15 protein-coding genes and 1 tRNA gene are annotated in these 17,207 nt (G+C 40.7%); 5 read left to right on the plus strand and 11 right to left on the minus strand.

The features are described from left to right. From VB711_RS13565 to VB711_RS13595, 7 genes are all read right to left on the minus strand, one after another. Positions 1-1,219: protein kinase domain-containing protein (locus VB711_RS13565; RefSeq protein WP_323286606.1), on the minus strand; the 1,219-nt coding region annotated here is incomplete at its 3' end. A gap of 237 nt (positions 1,220-1,456) precedes the next feature. Then, positions 1,457-2,896, minus strand: coding sequence for an MlaD family protein (locus tag VB711_RS13570; RefSeq protein ID WP_323286608.1), 1,440 nt, complete (start codon positions 2,894-2,896; stop codon positions 1,457-1,459). Between the two features lie 62 nt (positions 2,897-2,958). After that, positions 2,959-3,741 carry an ABC transporter ATP-binding protein gene (locus VB711_RS13575; RefSeq protein ID WP_323286609.1) on the minus strand — a complete coding sequence of 261 codons (783 nt, stop codon included), beginning with the start codon at positions 3,739-3,741 and terminating at the stop codon, positions 2,959-2,961. Between the two features lie 130 nt (positions 3,742-3,871). Beyond that, the gene (prmC, locus tag VB711_RS13580; protein WP_323286610.1) at positions 3,872-4,759 is read right to left on the minus strand and encodes a peptide chain release factor N(5)-glutamine methyltransferase; all 888 of its coding nucleotides are present in this window, start codon (positions 4,757-4,759) and stop codon (positions 3,872-3,874) included. Between the two features lie 336 nt (positions 4,760-5,095). Continuing rightward, a complete protein-coding gene (locus tag VB711_RS13585) occupies positions 5,096-5,866 on the minus strand; it encodes a Tic22 family protein (RefSeq protein ID WP_323286611.1) in 771 nt (256 codons plus the stop codon). Positions 5,867-6,504: 638 nt separating this feature from the next. Then, a tRNA-Pro gene (locus VB711_RS13590) sits at positions 6,505-6,578 on the minus strand. Between the two features lie 363 nt (positions 6,579-6,941). After that, on the minus strand, positions 6,942-7,469 hold the full coding sequence (locus VB711_RS13595; RefSeq protein ID WP_323286612.1) for a GNAT family N-acetyltransferase: 528 nt from the start codon (positions 7,467-7,469) through the stop codon (positions 6,942-6,944). Between the two features lie 665 nt (positions 7,470-8,134). On the opposite strand from VB711_RS13595, the gene VB711_RS13600 reads away from it, so the two are divergent. Then, positions 8,135-8,854, plus strand: coding sequence for a hypothetical protein (locus VB711_RS13600; protein ID WP_323286613.1), 720 nt, complete (start codon positions 8,135-8,137; stop codon positions 8,852-8,854). A 52-nt stretch (positions 8,855-8,906) separates the two neighbouring features. After that, positions 8,907-9,821 (plus strand): alpha/beta hydrolase, encoded by a 915-nt coding sequence (locus VB711_RS13605; RefSeq protein ID WP_323286614.1) that lies wholly within the window; start codon positions 8,907-8,909, stop codon positions 9,819-9,821. A gap of 134 nt (positions 9,822-9,955) precedes the next feature. On the opposite strand, the gene tsaD is transcribed toward VB711_RS13605, so the two are convergent. Then, entirely contained in the window at positions 9,956-10,999 is a 1,044-nt protein-coding gene (tsaD, locus tag VB711_RS13610; RefSeq protein WP_323286615.1) for a tRNA (adenosine(37)-N6)-threonylcarbamoyltransferase complex transferase subunit TsaD, read from the minus strand. A 273-nt stretch (positions 11,000-11,272) separates the two neighbouring features. Here tsaD and VB711_RS13615 point away from each other — a divergent pair, with 273 nt between their 5' ends. From VB711_RS13615 to VB711_RS13625, 3 genes are all read left to right on the plus strand, one after another. Next, positions 11,273-11,767, plus strand: coding sequence for a Photosystem I reaction center subunit III (locus VB711_RS13615; protein WP_323286617.1), 495 nt, complete (start codon positions 11,273-11,275; stop codon positions 11,765-11,767). Between the two features lie 49 nt (positions 11,768-11,816). Next, positions 11,817-11,966: a photosystem I reaction center subunit IX gene (gene psaJ, locus VB711_RS13620; RefSeq protein ID WP_010994285.1), complete on the plus strand. Its 150-nt coding sequence runs from the start codon at positions 11,817-11,819 to the stop codon at positions 11,964-11,966. Between the two features lie 174 nt (positions 11,967-12,140). Further along, complete coding sequence (locus tag VB711_RS13625; RefSeq protein ID WP_323286618.1) at positions 12,141-12,662, plus strand: photosystem I reaction center protein subunit XI; 522 nt, start codon at positions 12,141-12,143, stop codon at positions 12,660-12,662. 605 nt (positions 12,663-13,267) lie between these two features. On the opposite strand, the gene gmk is transcribed toward VB711_RS13625, so the two are convergent. The 3 genes from gmk to VB711_RS13640 all read right to left on the minus strand — a co-directional run bounded on the left by gmk (position 13,268) and on the right by VB711_RS13640 (position 16,863). Then, a complete protein-coding gene (gmk, locus tag VB711_RS13630; protein WP_323286619.1) occupies positions 13,268-13,867 on the minus strand; it encodes a guanylate kinase in 600 nt (199 codons plus the stop codon). Positions 13,868-13,998: 131 nt separating this feature from the next. Then, complete coding sequence (gene remA / locus VB711_RS13635; RefSeq protein WP_323286620.1) at positions 13,999-14,265, minus strand: extracellular matrix/biofilm regulator RemA; 267 nt, start codon at positions 14,263-14,265, stop codon at positions 13,999-14,001. 267 nt (positions 14,266-14,532) lie between these two features. Continuing rightward, positions 14,533-16,863 (minus strand): DUF3488 and DUF4129 domain-containing transglutaminase family protein, encoded by a 2,331-nt coding sequence (locus tag VB711_RS13640; protein ID WP_323286621.1) that lies wholly within the window; start codon positions 16,861-16,863, stop codon positions 14,533-14,535. Positions 16,864-17,207: the final 344 nt, after the last annotated feature.

Raw genomic sequence — 17,207 nt, forward strand, 5'->3', positions numbered from 1 at the left:
GTAATAAAGGATCATCTCCAAAGTTGCGGGGAAGATATCCTGTTAACATATTATATAAAGAAGCTGCTGCTGCCCAAACATCTACCTCTGGTTTGGATTCTCTATATTTAAGTACCTGTTGACGGGGAATAAAACCGGGTGTTCCTCCTACGCTTTTGGTGATAGTTTGTCCACTTAGACCAGCTAAATCAAAGGATTTTGCTAAACCATAATCACCGATTTTGGCGATTAATTGGCCGTTAATAATAGAGAGAAAGATATTACTTGGTTTTAAATCACGGTGAACCAATCCTTTTCCTTTGCCAAAGCCGCCACTGGCTAATTTGACATAGGGAATTTCGGCATTATGGGTATATGTTAAACCGTCTAAAACTTGGTGAATAATTGCTAAAGCTGTATTTAAAGGTAACTTTCCTCCTAATTGCCGCATCAAATCGTAAACATTACCAGCTTCGTAATATTCCATTGTGAAGAAAAATAGATTTTCTGCATAACCATAATCAAATAATTCGACAACATGGGGATGTTTTAAGGTTTTCATGTTTTCGATTTCTCGCAAAAACATTTGTACAGAGTCTTCATTTCCAGCTATGGCTGGTAACATGACTTTTAACGCGACAAGTTTAGCAGTTTGGGAATGTTGGGCTAAATAAACTTCACCAAAACCACCTTTCCCGATAGATTTGATGATTTGATAATCGCGTAATGCTTTGAGATTTCTATTTCCACCAGCTGCTAAGTTGATTAATTTTTTAACTATGTCGAATAATTTTATTTTCCCTGGGGGCGCTGGTGTGAAGAAATTTGGAGTTTGTTGATTTGGTGGTTGAATTGGAGGGGTAGGATTAACTGGTTGTGGAATTTTAATTGTAATTCGTATGACGGTATCACCTAAAGTAATTTGATCACCGTCTTGTAAATTATATTCAGGAAAGTTTAATTTGGTGGCTTCTTCTGCGGTTTGATGAGATTGTCTTCCACCAATTTTTTGATTATTTACATAAGTACCGTTTAAACTTCCTAAATCTCGTATTTGTATTTCTGGAGGTTTGATATCTAATAAACAATGATAACGGGAAATACGGTGGTCAAATTCATTGGCAATTGATAGGTAACAATCATCATTTCTGCCAATTAAACAAGTAGTAGGACTATCGAATACATATTGTTTACCGGAGAGTTTACCTGTGGTAATGGTGAGAGTAATGGTAGATTGCATAATTCGTAGATTGCATAATATAGTTAAAATGGCTGAATAGTTTGATTTTGTGGTTTAGAGGATGTTTGAAAAGTATCAGAATTTATTTAGATCCCTCCAACCCCCCTTAAAAAAGGGGGCTAAATTTTTCAAAGTCCCCCTTAACAAGGGGGATTTAGGGGGATCTAGAAGTGTTATATACCACACGAAAAAGTTTTCAAATACCCTCTTATAGTTCTCCCCAGTCTGTATCCATGATTATTCACTTTCACTACCCAGCTTGACATCTTCAACTTTATTTCTATATTCTCGTAACTGCTGCAATAACTGTTCTTCAGAGGAATTGGGGATAACTGGAATCGCAATTGGTTCGAGAGGTTGGTCTAGATTTTCAGTTGTTGAAGGTGAAGGATTAATTATTAAAGCCTGTTTTTTGGGTATAACGGGAGAAACTACCACACCGGATTTATTTACAGATGCTTTCAGAGAATCTAAAGTCACAGCCACCTTTGCTTGTTGCTGTATTTGATCTGTAGAGGATACTAACTTACTCAGGCCATTCACCAATTGCAAGAGATTTTGCCGAAATTTGGGATCACCCGTCAATTCATCTAAATCAGAGGTAATTTTTTGGGTATTTTCAAATGTTACCCTGGCAGAATCTAGGGTTTGTTGTAAAAGTACAATATTTTTAGGGTCATTTAAAGTTTTAGAAGCGTCTTTTAAATTAGCTGAAGCTTCGGCTGCATTAGCTGAGAGAGTTTCTAGATTTTTTAATAATTCCCCTTGGGTTAAACGATTAACTGTCGGTGATAAACTGCCAAGAGTTAGACGTAATTGGTTACTGATTTCGGTGATATTTTTTAAAGTCCCAACCAGAGAAGAACGATTTTCTGTCAACAGACTATCTAAATTATTCAACAACTGACCAGCTTGTTTAGCTGTGAGACTAAATTCGTTAGCTGTATTACCCAATTGATTGGCTGTTTTTGTCGAGGTGGCTGTGAGTTGATTTGTAGCCTTTTGGATGGTGACAGCAGTATCAGATAATGTGCCTATTCTTCCTTGGAAACTTTTGCTTAAACTCTGGAGTTCCTTGCTAAGTGCAGAAAAACTGGTAGCTGCATCTGAAGAGGTTTCTAAAATACGATTGACGTTGTTATAAAATTTGGGATTACTGAATTTAGCAGTCAAATCAGAAGATTCCCGAATTAATTCATCGACACTGATACCGATTTGACCTTTTAAGCGATCGCCATTACAAATAATCAGGCTAGAATTACAATCTTTATCTAAAGGGTTAGCCAGATTCGCCCCCTCAATCAGAGAACTTTTGGGTGTAATATCAATAATACTTTCACTAATCAGACCAGTTTGATTAGCTTCAATACTCGAATTACGATCCATAATCAAGCTAGATGAAGCAATCTGAATTTCTACCTCAACAGCATTTATCCCTGCTTGAATCTTAGAAATACTGCCCACTTTGACACCACGATAGCGGACTGGCGCGCCCTTTTGCATCCCCCCAGCGTTAGCAAATTCCACCACAGCTTTATAAGAACGAGTTCCAGGGGTAAATCTATTCAACCAGAGAATTACTACCCCAAAGGCTCCTAATCCTACTAAAAACAACAGTCCTACTGAACCTTCCCTCAATGTCCGTGCAGACGTGAAGCCGTGAACTAAATCTCGCATTTTTTCCTCCACCCAAAAATAAATCCTAAGTTTTGAGTTTTCAGCATAGTTTCTAAATTAAATTAACCAACTACGTGAATCGGACCATTGACTTTACCACTCATAAATTGTCTGATCAATGGCTCGTCTGTATAATCTACCTCACTGACTGTACCTTCCCACTGCACAGTACCTTGATAAAGAAATACTATTCTGTCCGATGTGCGGCGAATTGTACTCTTTTGGTGGGTAACAATAGCATAGGTGCTACAGACTCCCTCTCTACACTGCAAACTGCGGATTAGGTCTTCAATCACTGTTGAGGCTATGGGGTCTAGTCCGGCTGTGGGTTCATCGTATAATAGGATTTCTGGGGTATCTTGGGGTTGATCTGGGTTAGACATAATCGCCCTGGCAAAACTTACCCGTTTTCGCATTCCTCCAGAAAGTTCTGAAGGGTAAAGATCACCTATTCCTGGTAATCCTACCATGTCTAACTTTTCTTTTACCAGTTCTCGAATGCGCGATCGCTCTAATCTAGAATGTTGGTACAATGAAAAACCCACGTTTTCATCCACCGTTAAGGAGTCAAACAACGCTGCTTGTTGAAACACCATCCCAATCCCTACAGCGTCACCCCCATCTTCCACTAACCCTTCTCGTTTTACCCCTTGGATATAAATCTCTCCCTCGTCAGGCTGTAACAACCCGGCTATGATTCGTAAAATCGTAGATTTACCCGTTCCTGAAGGGCCAATAATTCCCAGTGCTTCCCCTTGGTAAATCGTTAAATCTACATGATCTAACACTTGATTTTTACCAAAGGACTTACACACACCTTTGAGTTCAATTAATGGTTTTTTCATTTGAGCATTGCTAAACCCCTACCAGATATTAAGGTTTTTTTGTAATCTTGTAAAAGCTAAAATCCCATCTGTGTAGAGTTGTGTAGAGTATAGATTATTCTGAACCTTTTTTGATTGCCTCTCTTGACTCCTAATTTAAATAAGCCAAGGCAAAACGCTCAATTCCCGCTAAATCGGCATGAATTTGAATATTATTATAACTACCTTGATTTACCAATAATTGACGGACTATCTCTCCTTGTCCCGCCATCATCTCTAGCAAAAATACTCCACCAGGACGCAAATAACCAGGGGAAATGGCTATTAAATGACGAATATAGTCTAAACCATCAATTCCACCATTTAAGGCTAAATGTGGTTCATGTTTAACCACTTCCGGCTGTAAGGTTAATACGGTGCTGCTAGGGATGTAAGGTGGATTTGATACCATTCCAATAAATTGGCCTTTCAGTTCGGTTAGGGGATTCCACCAAGAACCCGGATAAAAATGAATGCGATCGCTAAAACCCAAATTTTTAGCATTAATTTGAGCGATCGCTAGTGCTTCTAAACTAATATCAACCGCATATATTTCCGCTGCTGGTAAAGCTTCAGCCAACCCCACAGCGATCGCCCCACTACCAGTCCCCAAATCAGCCCAAAGTCCTTTTTTCGCCTGATCATTAGCAGCATCCACCGCTAAATCAATCAAATACTCTGTTTCTGGTCTGGGAATTAACACCGCACTGGAAACCTTCAAGTTAAACCTGCGCCAAGGTGTACTACCACTAATATACTGTATCGGCAAGCGATCGTCCAATCGCCTCTGCCACAACTGCTCTAACTCTTGCCAAGATAACCGGCTCTTAATTTGTGTCCATTCTTTGAAAGACTCTAAACGCAGGGTCAACCGATCTAAACCCGCTATTTCTGCCAATAGCCAATCCACTTCCTCTGGTGGCACATCATGAGCGATCGCTCCCTCAATTGCCCCATTTCTCCACTGCCAAAGTTGTAACCCAGAAATTAGGAAACTCAAGATATCATCAAAAATACAGGTTAGTTAAAAAAATTGTGGGTTGGGTTAAGCATTGCTCTTTAGCCATTGGTGTCAACTTAGGCTCTAATCGTTGTCCCACAGCCGTTTTACCCCACCCCTTAATCCCCTCCCCTCTTGAGGGGAGATTTTGCTTTAGCAAAAGCGGGGGCGGGGTTCTTCTTGATTGTTGGGGAACTGAATAAGTTTGATCTAACGGCATTACAAGAATTTCATGTTAAGTTGACACGTATGCTCTTTAGCCTACCACAACCCAACAAAACCGAGAAAATGTTGGATTTCCTGACTTCAACAGCCATTAAAACCCTTCAAAATTTACTATTTCTTAGGTTTAGACGACGCTGGAACAAGAGAACGGATAAAATCAATAGATTCCCGTGATGGAAACAAGAAAATCTTATTCAAATTAGTATCATTGCTACTATTAAGATTTTCAATTACACCATACAAATCGACTACCTGGATTTCCGTATTACTTGCCTTATCTGGTGAGCTTTTTTTAAACTCATTTAACAAAGCCGATGCTTGCTCTTTTTCAAAATAGAACGGGATATATTGCTCTTTGCCCCGCAAAATCGTTAAATAGCTATTATCAGCCTTAAATTTTGGTACAAATAAAGGAATCCCGTTGAATTTCTCCCCTGGTTGACCACTGGCAGTTAGTAAATTTCTAGCCAACTCTACCTGTTGCTGCGTCGGAACTAAGGTAAATACTACAGAAGAATCAGCTTTCTTTTTATTTTCTAGTAACAGTTTATAGTAGTCTGCTAAAGATATCGGTCTTACCTGTAAGGTTTTACCCAACTCTGGATTTTCTTTTTTGATCCGATTATCCAGAAACCTCTGAGCATCTTGCTTACTAATAAAAAACCCTATTTGTGAAATAGTCTTAGAAGCATTCTTAGTTGGAAAAACTACAAATTCGCCTTTAGGATAAGTAAGCGTAAAAATAGGTACTTTTTGTAACACTTGTACTACTTGGGCTTCTGGTAAAGCGATCGCTCGCAAATTACCCACACCACACAACCCTGTTAAAATTACACTCCCCGCAATACCCAACTTCAATCCCCACCGCATCAGTGATTTCATGACTGCTCCTTGCGTCAATAGTTTAAGTCAATCAATTTCAGATTAACGATTTACTTAAAAATACTCTAGTCGATCCATTATAAGCTTATTGTCTTTCTGAGTTTTAGGTGACGATAGGACTTAATCTATTGTTCCAACTACTAACTCAAGTTGCTACTTATTAATTTTTCCGATATTTTGTACTGTGTAGGGTGTGGTTCGGCAAGCTCACCAACCACGTCAGACAGAATAATTTAGGCTAAAATCGCTAATTTTAAGTTTCTGACGCACCTTATTTGGTCTAAGAAGATGTTTTAAAAGTTTTGGGCGAATATAATAGAGCCTCCGGCTCCCGTAAGGGATACACTACTACACAAGCCAAGTCCACCTACGTGGACTAAGGAAAGATTAAGGGTTTGAAACCCACGGAGGTGGGTTTTGTATGTGTAGCCGCGACTTCTAGTCGCCAGGGCGAGTATAAATTTAGACTTTGCAAACACCCTCTTACGCTGTCGCTCTAGCGTAGCCATGCCCGAAGGGCTTTACACACCCTACTTTTGCACTTTATTTAATTCATATTCCTAAATAACCACAGAAATAATAGGTCTACGCAATAAAACCTTCAAACTTTGTTGTTTTCTTTAATAAATTCAAACAAATCGGGATGACAGGATTTGAACCTGCGGCATCCTGCTCCCAAAGCAGGCGCGCTACCAAGCTGCGCTACATCCCGAAAAAATCACACTCTAGTTTTAGCTAAACATAGCTTAACTTCAACACTTCTCTTACTATATCATATAAAAGACTAATTGAACAACTTTTAAATTTAGAAAAATTGAGAATTTAATTTTCCTGACCACTAAGACCAGAGATTGAGCGATGCCCAAATTTCCTACAATCGCTACATCCCCAGCATTATAGCTACTTAACTAAACGTTAAAAGGGCGGGTTTTATCCGCCCCCACAGAGTAATATAGCAACCGCCAAGGTGGTTAGGACATTGATTGTTAGAGCAGCTTGACATAAACCATTAATGAAACTCGTTTCACAACAGGGTTTGACTCCTGACTCCTGACTCCTGACTCCTGACTCCTGATTATTGAGGATACCAAAACATCCCCTTAATACCTTCTGGATCAGGCATAAACCCCATAGTCCGGTAGAAATCCACAACCTGGGGGTCAGCAAAGAGAGTAACATTGCTAATCTCTTCATTCCTCAACTTTTTAAGAACATATTTCATCAGTGCCTTGCCCAGCCCTTGACTTTGGAAGTCTGGGTGAACTACCACATCCCAGATAGTCGCATTAAAAGCATGATCTGAAGTAGCACGAGCAAACCCAATCAAGCGTTTTTTGTTTCCTCTCACTTGCCACATTGAAGCTACGAGAAAACTATGCTCAATAGCCTTTTTTACTTTTCTGAGAGGGCGGCGCGACCAGCCTACTGAGTCACATAGTTCTTCTAATTCATACAGATCGATATCTCGCTCCGTACTAAAAACTATCTGATCTTTGCTGGAAATAGAATTTCCTCTAGGCTGAACTATCTGCTCATCAAAAGCAGTTGTTTTATTTGTCGCTACAGATTCAGCAGGACTAAACCAAGTTTTCCAAAAACCCATGCCAACGTGGTTCGGGTAGTATGACTGATGTGATTGTCACTCATTAAGAATGTTAATTCACGCTTAACTTGACATTGCTATACAGAAATTGGCTAAACTTATTTAAAGTTAGTCATTCAACTAAAGAGAAATTTCTTTAGAGGGTCTGTTTCTTGTTTCAACCAAGGGAGTCGGCTCCTTCTTGTCCACAAGCTTAAATTGGGGATTAGCCCACTCTATATAATAATCCATATATTAAATAAAGCTTGCCTTACCTTAAAATTTTTAGATTCTAAGGGTTATTTATCGCCTAAAAAGGTATTCTAGATTAAATAGTTTGCCTTTGTCAATATCTGGGTTACTTAAATTTCCTCAATTTTAAGTAGATTTAGCTAAAATTTTGACTAGAGTTTTTAGTATCAGTCGGCTAATGCTTTAATTGTGAATGCTGACCTTAATAAGTTTGTCAATGCGTAAGTCCTAGCTTAGACTTAGGCTTAGTGGGTAAACGGTGTTTGACGACCGTAGTGAGAGTTAGACTTTGGCTATTACCGTTTGACGGCGTTCAGGGCAAAGCCTCGGTTTACTTTGTCAGTATAATCTCAGTGTCTTTAGACTTGAGACTTTCAATACATAACAACGTTTTTAGCTTTAGCTGATAAATAAAGTAAGTATTACCCTTAAAGATGGCTTCTGGTTTAAAATCTTCGACCTTGGAACTTCTAAAACGCTTTAATAGAGCGTTCCCTCAGTTTTATGAACAATTTGTTAGCAGTGAAATTCAACTACAAAATTTACGACTGGCATATCGGCTTTATAAAACCAAACGGGCTGTAATAGAGATCAAACCGGAAGGTAGCAAAAGCGCCCTGCATTTTGCCTACCGTAACCAGTCTTTTCTCCTGAGTGATATTTTTGGGGTATTGGCAGCCTATGGACTAACTATCCACGGGCTGAGTTTATACGGTCAAATCAGACCACCAATGTTAGTTTTTATCAAACTGTTGGTTTCTCGTGGTAGCAAAGCCCTAACAGAAAAAACAGCAGATAATGTTTGCCGTGCTATTCGTGAGGCTTTAGCAGGTCGGTTTGAGGTAGAAGAAATGCTGGCTGTAGAATTTAATCTTGATGCTGGTTTAGAGCAAGTACAAACCGAGTTCTACGTTGATCCGGTTTTTCATCTCCCGGCTTTAGTGATTGAAGCTGATAATCAACCAGGATTATTTTATAAAGTGATGTACGCCATTTGGCAAGAAGACCTACTGGTGGTTAATGCTAATTTGCTAGTTTGGAGGGGACGTACAAGACTGATACTCTACTTGCTTGGCCCTAACGAAAGCCTGATTCCAGAATATCTTGGTCATAAAATTGCTGAAGGAGTGCGACAAAGGCTACTTGGTCAATGAATTTACCAGTTTCAGAGTTGGAATTGGTTTTCTCTTTCGGTACGATAGAGGTATGGCAACAATAGAAATTTTAGGCGTTTCACATACTTATGAGTTGACGGCCCCCACGTCTTGCTCTCATGTTTTGGTGTTTATCCATGGTTGGTTGAATAGTCATGAATACTGGCAACCTGTAATTTCTCGCCTATCAGTTGATTTTCAGTGCTTATCTTATGATTTGCGCGGTTTTGGTGAATCTCAGTCTCAGGCAGGATGGGAGTTGGAGCGCGATGAAGCTTTTTTGCCGCGTAATTCGACAGATTTTAGCGAAGTTGGGACTGGTTTTGATTCTCTGTATTCTCCTTCTGCCTATGCTGATGATTTAGGGATTCTCTTAAAACAGTTGAATATTTCTAGCGTTTGGTTAATTGGTCATTCTTTGGGAGGTACTATTGCTCTTTGGTCTGCGGCTCAATTACCAGATTGTGTTAAAGGAGTGATTTGTATTAATTCTGGTGGTGGGATTTATCTTAAAGAATCCTTTGAGCAGTTTCGCTTGGCTGGCCAAAAGTTTTTACAGGTTCGGCCGCGTTGGCTGTCTCAGGTGCCGTTGATTGATTTGCTGTTTACTAGGGCGAGTGTAGCTCGTCCTTTAGATCGTAATTGGGCGCGTCAAAGGGTTGTGGATTTTGTTGTGGCTGACCCTGAAGCTGCTCTGGGAAGTCTTTTAGATTCTACGACTGAGGAGGAAATTAACCGTTTACCTCAGTTGGTGTCACAACTCAAGCAGCCTGTTTATTTTTTGGCTGGTGCTGAGGATAAGGTGATGGAACCTAAGTATGTGCGGCATTTAGCGAGTTTTCATCGACTTTTTCAATATATTGGCGATAATGTGATTGAAATTCCTGATTGTGGACATTTAGCTATGTTAGAACAGCCGGAGGCTGTGGCTAATCATGTTCGGACGATTGTTGGTCGTTATGAATAGGAGGGAACAGGGAAGAGGGGTTGTCTGAATCAGGATGTCCAGGATTAAAGGATTTACAGGATTAAAACCCAATTTTATTTAATTGCCAACCAATCCCTAAGAAATTAAAAAATATTAAATTTTTTGACTGCTGCCTAGTGTTGATATAACTCCATGATTTGGGTCAGAGGTAGCCGAGACTGGACGCTGAGGGTGAGGGGTGAGGTGTGAGCAAGGGCAAGGTGTTCGGAGGCTGCACTACCGATCATGGCGGCGTTATCTGTACAAAATTTTAAGGGGGGAAAGAGGACGCGGATGTGATGCTTTTCTGCTGCGGCTTGCAGGTGCTTTCTTAATCCACTGTTGGCTGCTACACCACCACCTACTGCTATGGTGTCTAATTTGTGGTCATGGGCGCAAGCGATCGCTCTTTTGGTCAGCGATCGCGCTATAGTTTCTTGAAAGCTGGCCGCTACATCAGCTATTGGTATTTCTCCCGGCTCTTTCTCTAATTGCTGCACTAACCGCAATACTGCTGTCTTTAACCCACTAAAACTACAATCGTAGGGATGATAACCCCCTCCGGGTAAAGAAATTTTCCCTTCTGGCAGGGGGAAGGCTTGGGGATTCCCTGTTTGTGCTAATTTGTCAATCACTGGACCCCCAGGATAATCTAGCTTTAACAACCGCGCCACCTTATCAAAGGCTTCACCTGCTGCATCATCACGGGTTTGTCCTAAAGTTTCGTAAATACCACATTCTTTGACATAAATCAAGCTTGTATGTCCACCAGAAACGAGTAAGCTAAGAAATGGGGGAGTTAAACTAGGTTCGCTCAAGTAAGTCGCATAGATATGACCTTCAAGGTGATGCACTCCCAAAAATGGTTTTTGATGTACCACTGCCAGGGTTTTAGCAGCCGTTAACCCTACCAACAGCGCCCCTACAAGTCCAGGAGCGCAAGTGGCGGCTATGCCATCAATTTGCCCCCATTCTAAGCCACTTTCTGCCATAGCTTGGGCGATCGCTATATTGACTATTTCTAAATGCTGACGCGATGCCACCTCCGGCACTACCCCCCCATATTGCTGATGAACGGCAATTTGTGAAGTTATAATACTGCTGTAAACTTGACGATTGTTAACAATTGCGACGGCAGTTTCATCACAACTGGTTTCGATTGCTAAAACAGTTGGCATAGAGATTAGGAAAGAATGGGCAAAATAGGAGACTAGAAATGGAAAGGATAGGAGAAATAGGGAAAAAACATTTTTTACTCTCTTCCCTGTTCCCCGTTCCCCGTTCCCTGTTCCCTCTGTTTGATTGAGAAGCTTTAACTTTTATTTACTTAAAGTTTACTCTGTCACCGCCTAAGAGTATGATGGCTTGCTAGTTATGTAAATAAAAAACCGTACAAGCCGCTTCGTTTTGTACAACAAACTTCTTGTTTTGTAATAAAAGGAAACAACTCCATGAAACGATTGTTTGCTTTGATTTTAGCGATTGGTCTTTGGCTCAACTTTGCTCCTCAAGCTCAAGCTTTAGGCGCTAACCTTGTACCCTGCAAAGACTCTCCCGCATTTCAAGAGCTAGCACAAAATGCCCGTAACACCACTGCTGACCCCGAATCAGGGAAAAAACGCTTTGAGCGTTATTCTCAAGCCCTGTGTGGTCCAGAAGGTTATCCTCACCTAATTGTAGATGGTCGTCTTGATCGGGCTGGCGATTTCTTAATTCCCAGTATTCTCTTCCTCTACATTGCAGGTTGGATCGGCTGGGTAGGTCGCGCTTATTTGCAAGCGATCAAAAAGGAATCTGACACTGAGCTAAAAGAAATCCAAATCGATCTTGGTTTGGCACTATCTATCATCGGCACAGGTTTTGCTTGGCCAGTAGCAGCACTCAAAGAACTACTTTCAGGCGAATTAACAGCTAAAGATTCAGAAATTACTGTTTCTCCACGCTAATTCATCTGGAATTATTTGGACTCATTCAATTGTTTTGGAGACTAAATTCATGGCTGACAAAGCTGATCAATCATCCTACTTGATTAAGTTCATTTCTACAGCACCTGTGGCAGCTACCATCTGGCTGACAATCACCGCAGGCATTTTGATTGAATTTAACCGCTTTTTTCCAGACTTACTTTTCCACCCCCTACCGTAGAGGTTTTGACCTGAGATTGTCTATTGGGGTTAGTTGATTTAATCTAGATTAATCACTCTCTCAGATAGGCAATTTGAATAATTGTTGAAACTCGTCAGGCTTTCTACAGCTTACGAGTTTCAGGTCATTAAATATGGAAATGCTACCGTTCTAAATTGAGAGGAAACATAAAATATGGCTCAAGCTGTAAATGCTTCAAAAAATCTGCCCAGTGACCCCAGAAATCGGGAAACTGTTAGACCTGCTGGCAATAACCCACAGGATGGCAACCTAGAAACCCCAATCAATTCTTCTCCATTGGTTAAGTGGTTTATCAACAATTTACCTGCCTATCGTCCAGGTTTAACTCCTTTCAGACGTGGACTAGAAGTAGGAATGGCTCATGGTTACTTGCTATTTGGACCATTCTCTAAATTGGGTCCCCTCCGTGATGCTTCTAATGCTAACTTAGCTGGATTATTAGGAAGCGTTGGTTTGGTTGTAATTCTGACAGCTTGTTTGTCTCTGTATGCCAATAGTAACCCTTCCAAGGCACTGGCCAGCGTTACTGTACCCAACCCTCCAATAGATGCTTTTACCTCTGGAGAAAGCTGGAATAACTTTGGTAGTGCTTTCTTGATTGGTGGTATCGGTGGTGCGGTAACTGCTTACTTTTTGACTGGTAATTTGGGATTATTCCAAGGTCTATTGGGTTAATTCCATTTTTAATAATGGGTAATATCGCTATTACCCATTACTTATAGCAGGGAACAGGGAACAGGGAACAGGGAACAGGGAACAGGGAACAGGGAACAGAATTTAAAGGTATCTTTTAATCTACCTGGGAACTGCTATATATCTAACATTAATGATTGTAGGAGTTACGCACCGTACAAAATGCAGATGATATATATGAACGAAATTGCCTAGTTTCAGTCTTTTGGAATCCCATATTAGTGCGGTGCGTCAGATAGAGAAAATCTGTTAGATGCCCAATTATCGGGTCTGACGCACCCTACAAGAGATAAAATAATCCTTATCTATACTAAAAACGGTTGGGACATGGACTTTTACAAAATTACGAAAAACCCAGATTTGTAGGGGTTTAGCATGCTAAACCCTTACCCACAGAATCAAATGATTAAGCCGTGTTTAGTATAATAGATTCTGTCAATGCGTAACTCCTAGATTAGACTTCTTGCAAAAGTCGTGATTTTCAAATTCTTCTTTGCGTCTTTGCGCCTTTGCGTGAGCTTTTCAAGAATATTATTGGCAACACCAAAGTATTTATGCAAGAGGTCTATTGTTTGAAAACTGTTCAATTATCCAAATAAAGTCATTTCAATTTCCTGTAAAGCCGTGTCGAAATCGTCATTAACGATTTGAATATCAAATTCATCTGCGGCGTTAAGTTCTTCTTGGGCGCGAGTTAGACGACGAGAAATAGCTTCTTCAGAATCTTGTCCTCTACTGCGTATGCGTTTTTCTAATTCTGAAAATGACGGTGGTAAAATAAATATGCTGAGGGCGCTAGGAAAAGAAGTGCGGATTTGTCTTGCTCCTTCTAGTTCTATTTCTAACACCACCAACTGCCCCGATTGAATATGGTTAAGCACGGGTTGACGGGGTGTGCCGTAAAAGTTACCAGCAAATTCTGCCTGTTCTAATAATTCATTGTCAGCAACCAATTGTGCAAATTTACTGCGGCTGATGAAGTAATAGTTTTCTCCGTCTATTTCTCCTGTCCGGGGAGAACGGGTCGTTACGGATACTGAATAATACATTTCTGGATGACGTTGGAGGAGCGATCGCATTAAAGTACCTTTGCCTACTCCACTAGGGCCAGTTAAAACAATTAGCCTACCTTGACGCGGGCTTTCTTTGGTATTAGCACCATCCTGAATCGGTGAAACTTGCATCATCCCTTCAACGTGTGAATTAAATAGACATTATTAACCAATCTTAATTCCTCTGTGAACTCTGTGCCTCTGTGGTTCTTTTTTTGGCTTTGATTGACACTCATTAGGGGTGGGCTGATATACCCACCTCCAAATTAATTATCTACAACATGATGATCACGAGAAACAACAAAACGATTTGCTACTGTTTCCGGCTGAATAGCGGAGAGAATGACATGACTAGAATCTGTAATAATTACAGCCCTAGTCCGACGGCCATAAGTTGCATCAACCAGTTGACCTCTATCCCTGGCATCGGTAATAATCCGTTTAATAGGGGCAGATTCGGGACTAACAATGGCAACTACTCGGTTAGCAGACACGATGTTGCCAAAACCGATATTGATTAACTGAATTTCCATAACAAAAATTTACACCAAATGCACTATGTGAAGCTTATATGAAACTTATTTCCATGTTATCCCGAAAGAATGGGAGTTACAACGCTTCACACCTTGTTAGACTATGTTTTTTTCTAAACCACTGCTTTTTTTAGCTATTTATCAGTCAAATCTACTAAAAATATTTCTAATGGAATAGGTGAAACCATAGTGGTTCAACCTAAAAATCAAGGATTTTCGTCTGAGACAAAATTCCACCTACTCCAAAAGTCAGTTTTTTACCTACTGTTAATTAACCCTCTTAGTCTTCTTTAATTCTTGCCATTTTTGCTGTAGTTGCTGCCAGTTAGGGGTATGGCCACCATAACGCCAACTCACATAGGCTTGACAGATTTGATCAATCACCTGAGCGGTGTCCTGGGGATGTTGCTGGTATGATACCTGGGCATACTCCAGGGGTGTTTGGGCTGGATGTTTACCCAAACCTTTCTTTGCTGTCCATTGTAGCATTTGTTGGTAAAGGCTTTCCATTGGGGGCAATTTATTTAACCAGCGATAGTTAAGCCAATCTCGCCACTGTATCCAGCCTAACCAGGCCAAGAAAGCAGCGCAGGTAGTTAAAATTAGTCCGGTTAATACACCTAGCCAACCTTGAGAAAATAAAGTGATGAACCAACCGATCGCGCTAGATATCCATGTAAAAAGCGCACCAAACAAATAGCTCAGTACACCACTCACAGGAGAGGGCAACCAACCAGCTACCCAATTCCAAAACTGCTGGAGTACACCAAATGTTCGATCTTCTTCAATGGAAGGGGGAATAAGAGGATGTCCAGGAATTGGATCAAAGGCAAACCAGCCATATTTAGGGAAATATACTTCTGTCATTGCATAGGCATCGGTGTTGCGGACGACATACATCCCTGTAAATGGATTAAATTCCCCTGGTGAATATCCGGCTATTAACCGGGATGGGATGCCAACGGAACGTAACATCACCGTTAAAACTGTAGAAAAGTGGTCTGGATAGCCGCCTTTATTTTTAAACAAAAAGGTTTCTACCAAGTCTTCTTTTTCATCTAAATAGGGCAATTCTAGGGGATTTTCGGGGATAGAGTAATTTTGCTTGATGTACTGAGTCAGGTAAAGAACCTTCTCGTAAGTTGAATCAAGGCTTTTAGTTTGCTTAGATTGAGCAACTGTTTGTTGATTATAGTTAGTAAAAATTTCTTGGGTACGTTGACGTACTTTGTCTGCGATATTGGGGGGTATTTGTAAATAAGGTTTGAGATATTCCTGTTTAATTTTTAACGGATATTCATTAGGGGCTTGACCTAACAAAGTGCGATCGCGGTAAGGAACTTCCGAAACAACGGTGTATGTCATCCCTTCCGATAATTGTACGGGCGATCGCAATCCGTTTTCAGGATCAACTGCAATTAACGGGGCAGGAAAATATAATTCCTTAGGATAAGCTAAAGTTGGCAACAGATTAGGCAAATCTGACACCACATTATAAGTTTGTACTACCTCCCTAGTTTTAGTAGCAATGGGTGGTAAATTCAACCGAATCTGGTAAGACCAAGGGGATTGTCTAAAGGTAGTAACTTGATCGTTACGGGAAATTTCCCAGCCCTTACCTGTATAACGGTCAAAGCCCAATACACGCCAAAAACCCTCAGCTTGCGATCGCACCCGCATCACCACTTTAGGTTTCATCGCAGAACCCCGCAGATTTTGGTTCATTTGGCTATTGAAACCATAATAAAAGGTATCATCTAGCTCACCTGGTTCACCACCACTGCCCTCTCCCGTACCATTACCGCTACCATTACCGCTTCCTTGGCGCACATAACCAGGATTAATAATACTACGTCCCGTAAATTGACCCTGAATTTCCACAGGTGTACTCACAGGAAACTGTCTGAGTTGATAACCAGGAAAACGGGGCGAAACCAAGAAAATTGCCAGCCCTAGCCCCACAATTAACCAAAAATTGCCAAGTAAGAACTTCCAATTCAAATTTCCAGGATTCTTTTTGGCTGACTTTTCCTTTTTTAGCGGTTTCAGCCCCAACCGTGAGCGATAATCTAAAACTAAAGTCGGGAGAGTAGCGGCTAAAAATAACAGCAACACAGGGGCAAACCCCATAGTTTGACTTAATGTAGCCGCCACCCCCAACAAAATCAACCCAATCACAATCGAATAGCCTAAATCCTTCCGTCTAGGAGTATCAAAGCTATGTAACACCTGAAGTTGAATCAACAACTCAGACAAATTTAACCGCGTATCATTCAATTCTCCTAGAAATCGGCTAAAAAATGCCCCAAGTGCCACCAACATTCCGATCGCAATGCAAAATTTCACCGGAATATTAGAATTACGGCGACTATAATAACTCCAAATTGTCCCTAATCCACTCAGGGGTAAAGCCCAAAAACTAAATCGAGTTTCTGCCGCAATATCCGTGGCCACAACTCCCAAAATTACCAAGGCTAACACCAGCAACCGGAAGGTCAGAGAATCTTCTACTTCCTTCCAGGGCGATCGCTGGGCATTACTCCGCAAATTACCCACAGGTAACCGCCAAAACCGATTGATCCTGGATAAATTTAACATTTTGAACTCAGTAAAACTATGATGTAGACGCTACAGACACCGTGCTAAGGGCAAAAAACCCTCACCCCCCTATCCTAACTTAGACTCCCTTGATACATCTAAGGAAATCTACACATTTTTTGCCAGTGTCTGCTCATAGTTACTACTGAACCCATATCCTCATCATCCCCCATTGCAACCCTTAATATTCCGAAAAAGCCGATGATTAAAGACTGTTGATTCCCCCTAGTATCTCCTGCAAAGATACCTTGCAAACAACAGTCCTTGATCGCACTAGCTCCTCAAAACCTAAAATCCCAAATTGTGATGACGATTTGTTTTAAGGATGAGTAAAGTTTAAAACC

The organism is Cronbergia sp. UHCC 0137 (assembly GCF_034932285.1).
Lineage (GTDB): Bacteria > Cyanobacteriota > Cyanobacteriia > Cyanobacteriales > Nostocaceae > Cronbergia.

Excerpts from the sequence above, each read along its gene's own strand:
- VB711_RS13570 (WP_323286608.1), bottom strand. The coding sequence starts at position 2,896 with ATGCGAGATTTAGTTCACGGCTTCACGTCTGCACGGACATTGAGGGAA.
- VB711_RS13575 (WP_323286609.1), bottom strand. The coding sequence starts at position 3,741 with ATGAAAAAACCATTAATTGAACTCAAAGGTGTGTGTAAGTCCTTTGGT.
- VB711_RS13585 (WP_323286611.1), bottom strand. The coding sequence starts at position 5,866 with ATGAAATCACTGATGCGGTGGGGATTGAAGTTGGGTATTGCGGGGAGT.
- VB711_RS13595 (WP_323286612.1), bottom strand. The coding sequence starts at position 7,469 with ATGGGTTTTTGGAAAACTTGGTTTAGTCCTGCTGAATCTGTAGCGACA.
- VB711_RS13600 (WP_323286613.1), top strand. The coding sequence starts at position 8,135 with ATGGCTTCTGGTTTAAAATCTTCGACCTTGGAACTTCTAAAACGCTTT.
- VB711_RS13605 (WP_323286614.1), top strand. The coding sequence starts at position 8,907 with ATGGCAACAATAGAAATTTTAGGCGTTTCACATACTTATGAGTTGACG.
- tsaD (WP_323286615.1), bottom strand. The coding sequence starts at position 10,999 with ATGCCAACTGTTTTAGCAATCGAAACCAGTTGTGATGAAACTGCCGTC.
- VB711_RS13615 (WP_323286617.1), top strand. The coding sequence starts at position 11,273 with ATGAAACGATTGTTTGCTTTGATTTTAGCGATTGGTCTTTGGCTCAAC.
- psaJ (WP_010994285.1), top strand. The coding sequence starts at position 11,817 with ATGGCTGACAAAGCTGATCAATCATCCTACTTGATTAAGTTCATTTCT.
- VB711_RS13625 (WP_323286618.1), top strand. The coding sequence starts at position 12,141 with ATGGCTCAAGCTGTAAATGCTTCAAAAAATCTGCCCAGTGACCCCAGA.
- gmk (WP_323286619.1), bottom strand. The coding sequence starts at position 13,867 with ATGATGCAAGTTTCACCGATTCAGGATGGTGCTAATACCAAAGAAAGC.
- remA (WP_323286620.1), bottom strand. The coding sequence starts at position 14,265 with ATGGAAATTCAGTTAATCAATATCGGTTTTGGCAACATCGTGTCTGCT.
- VB711_RS13640 (WP_323286621.1), bottom strand. The coding sequence starts at position 16,863 with ATGTTAAATTTATCCAGGATCAATCGGTTTTGGCGGTTACCTGTGGGT.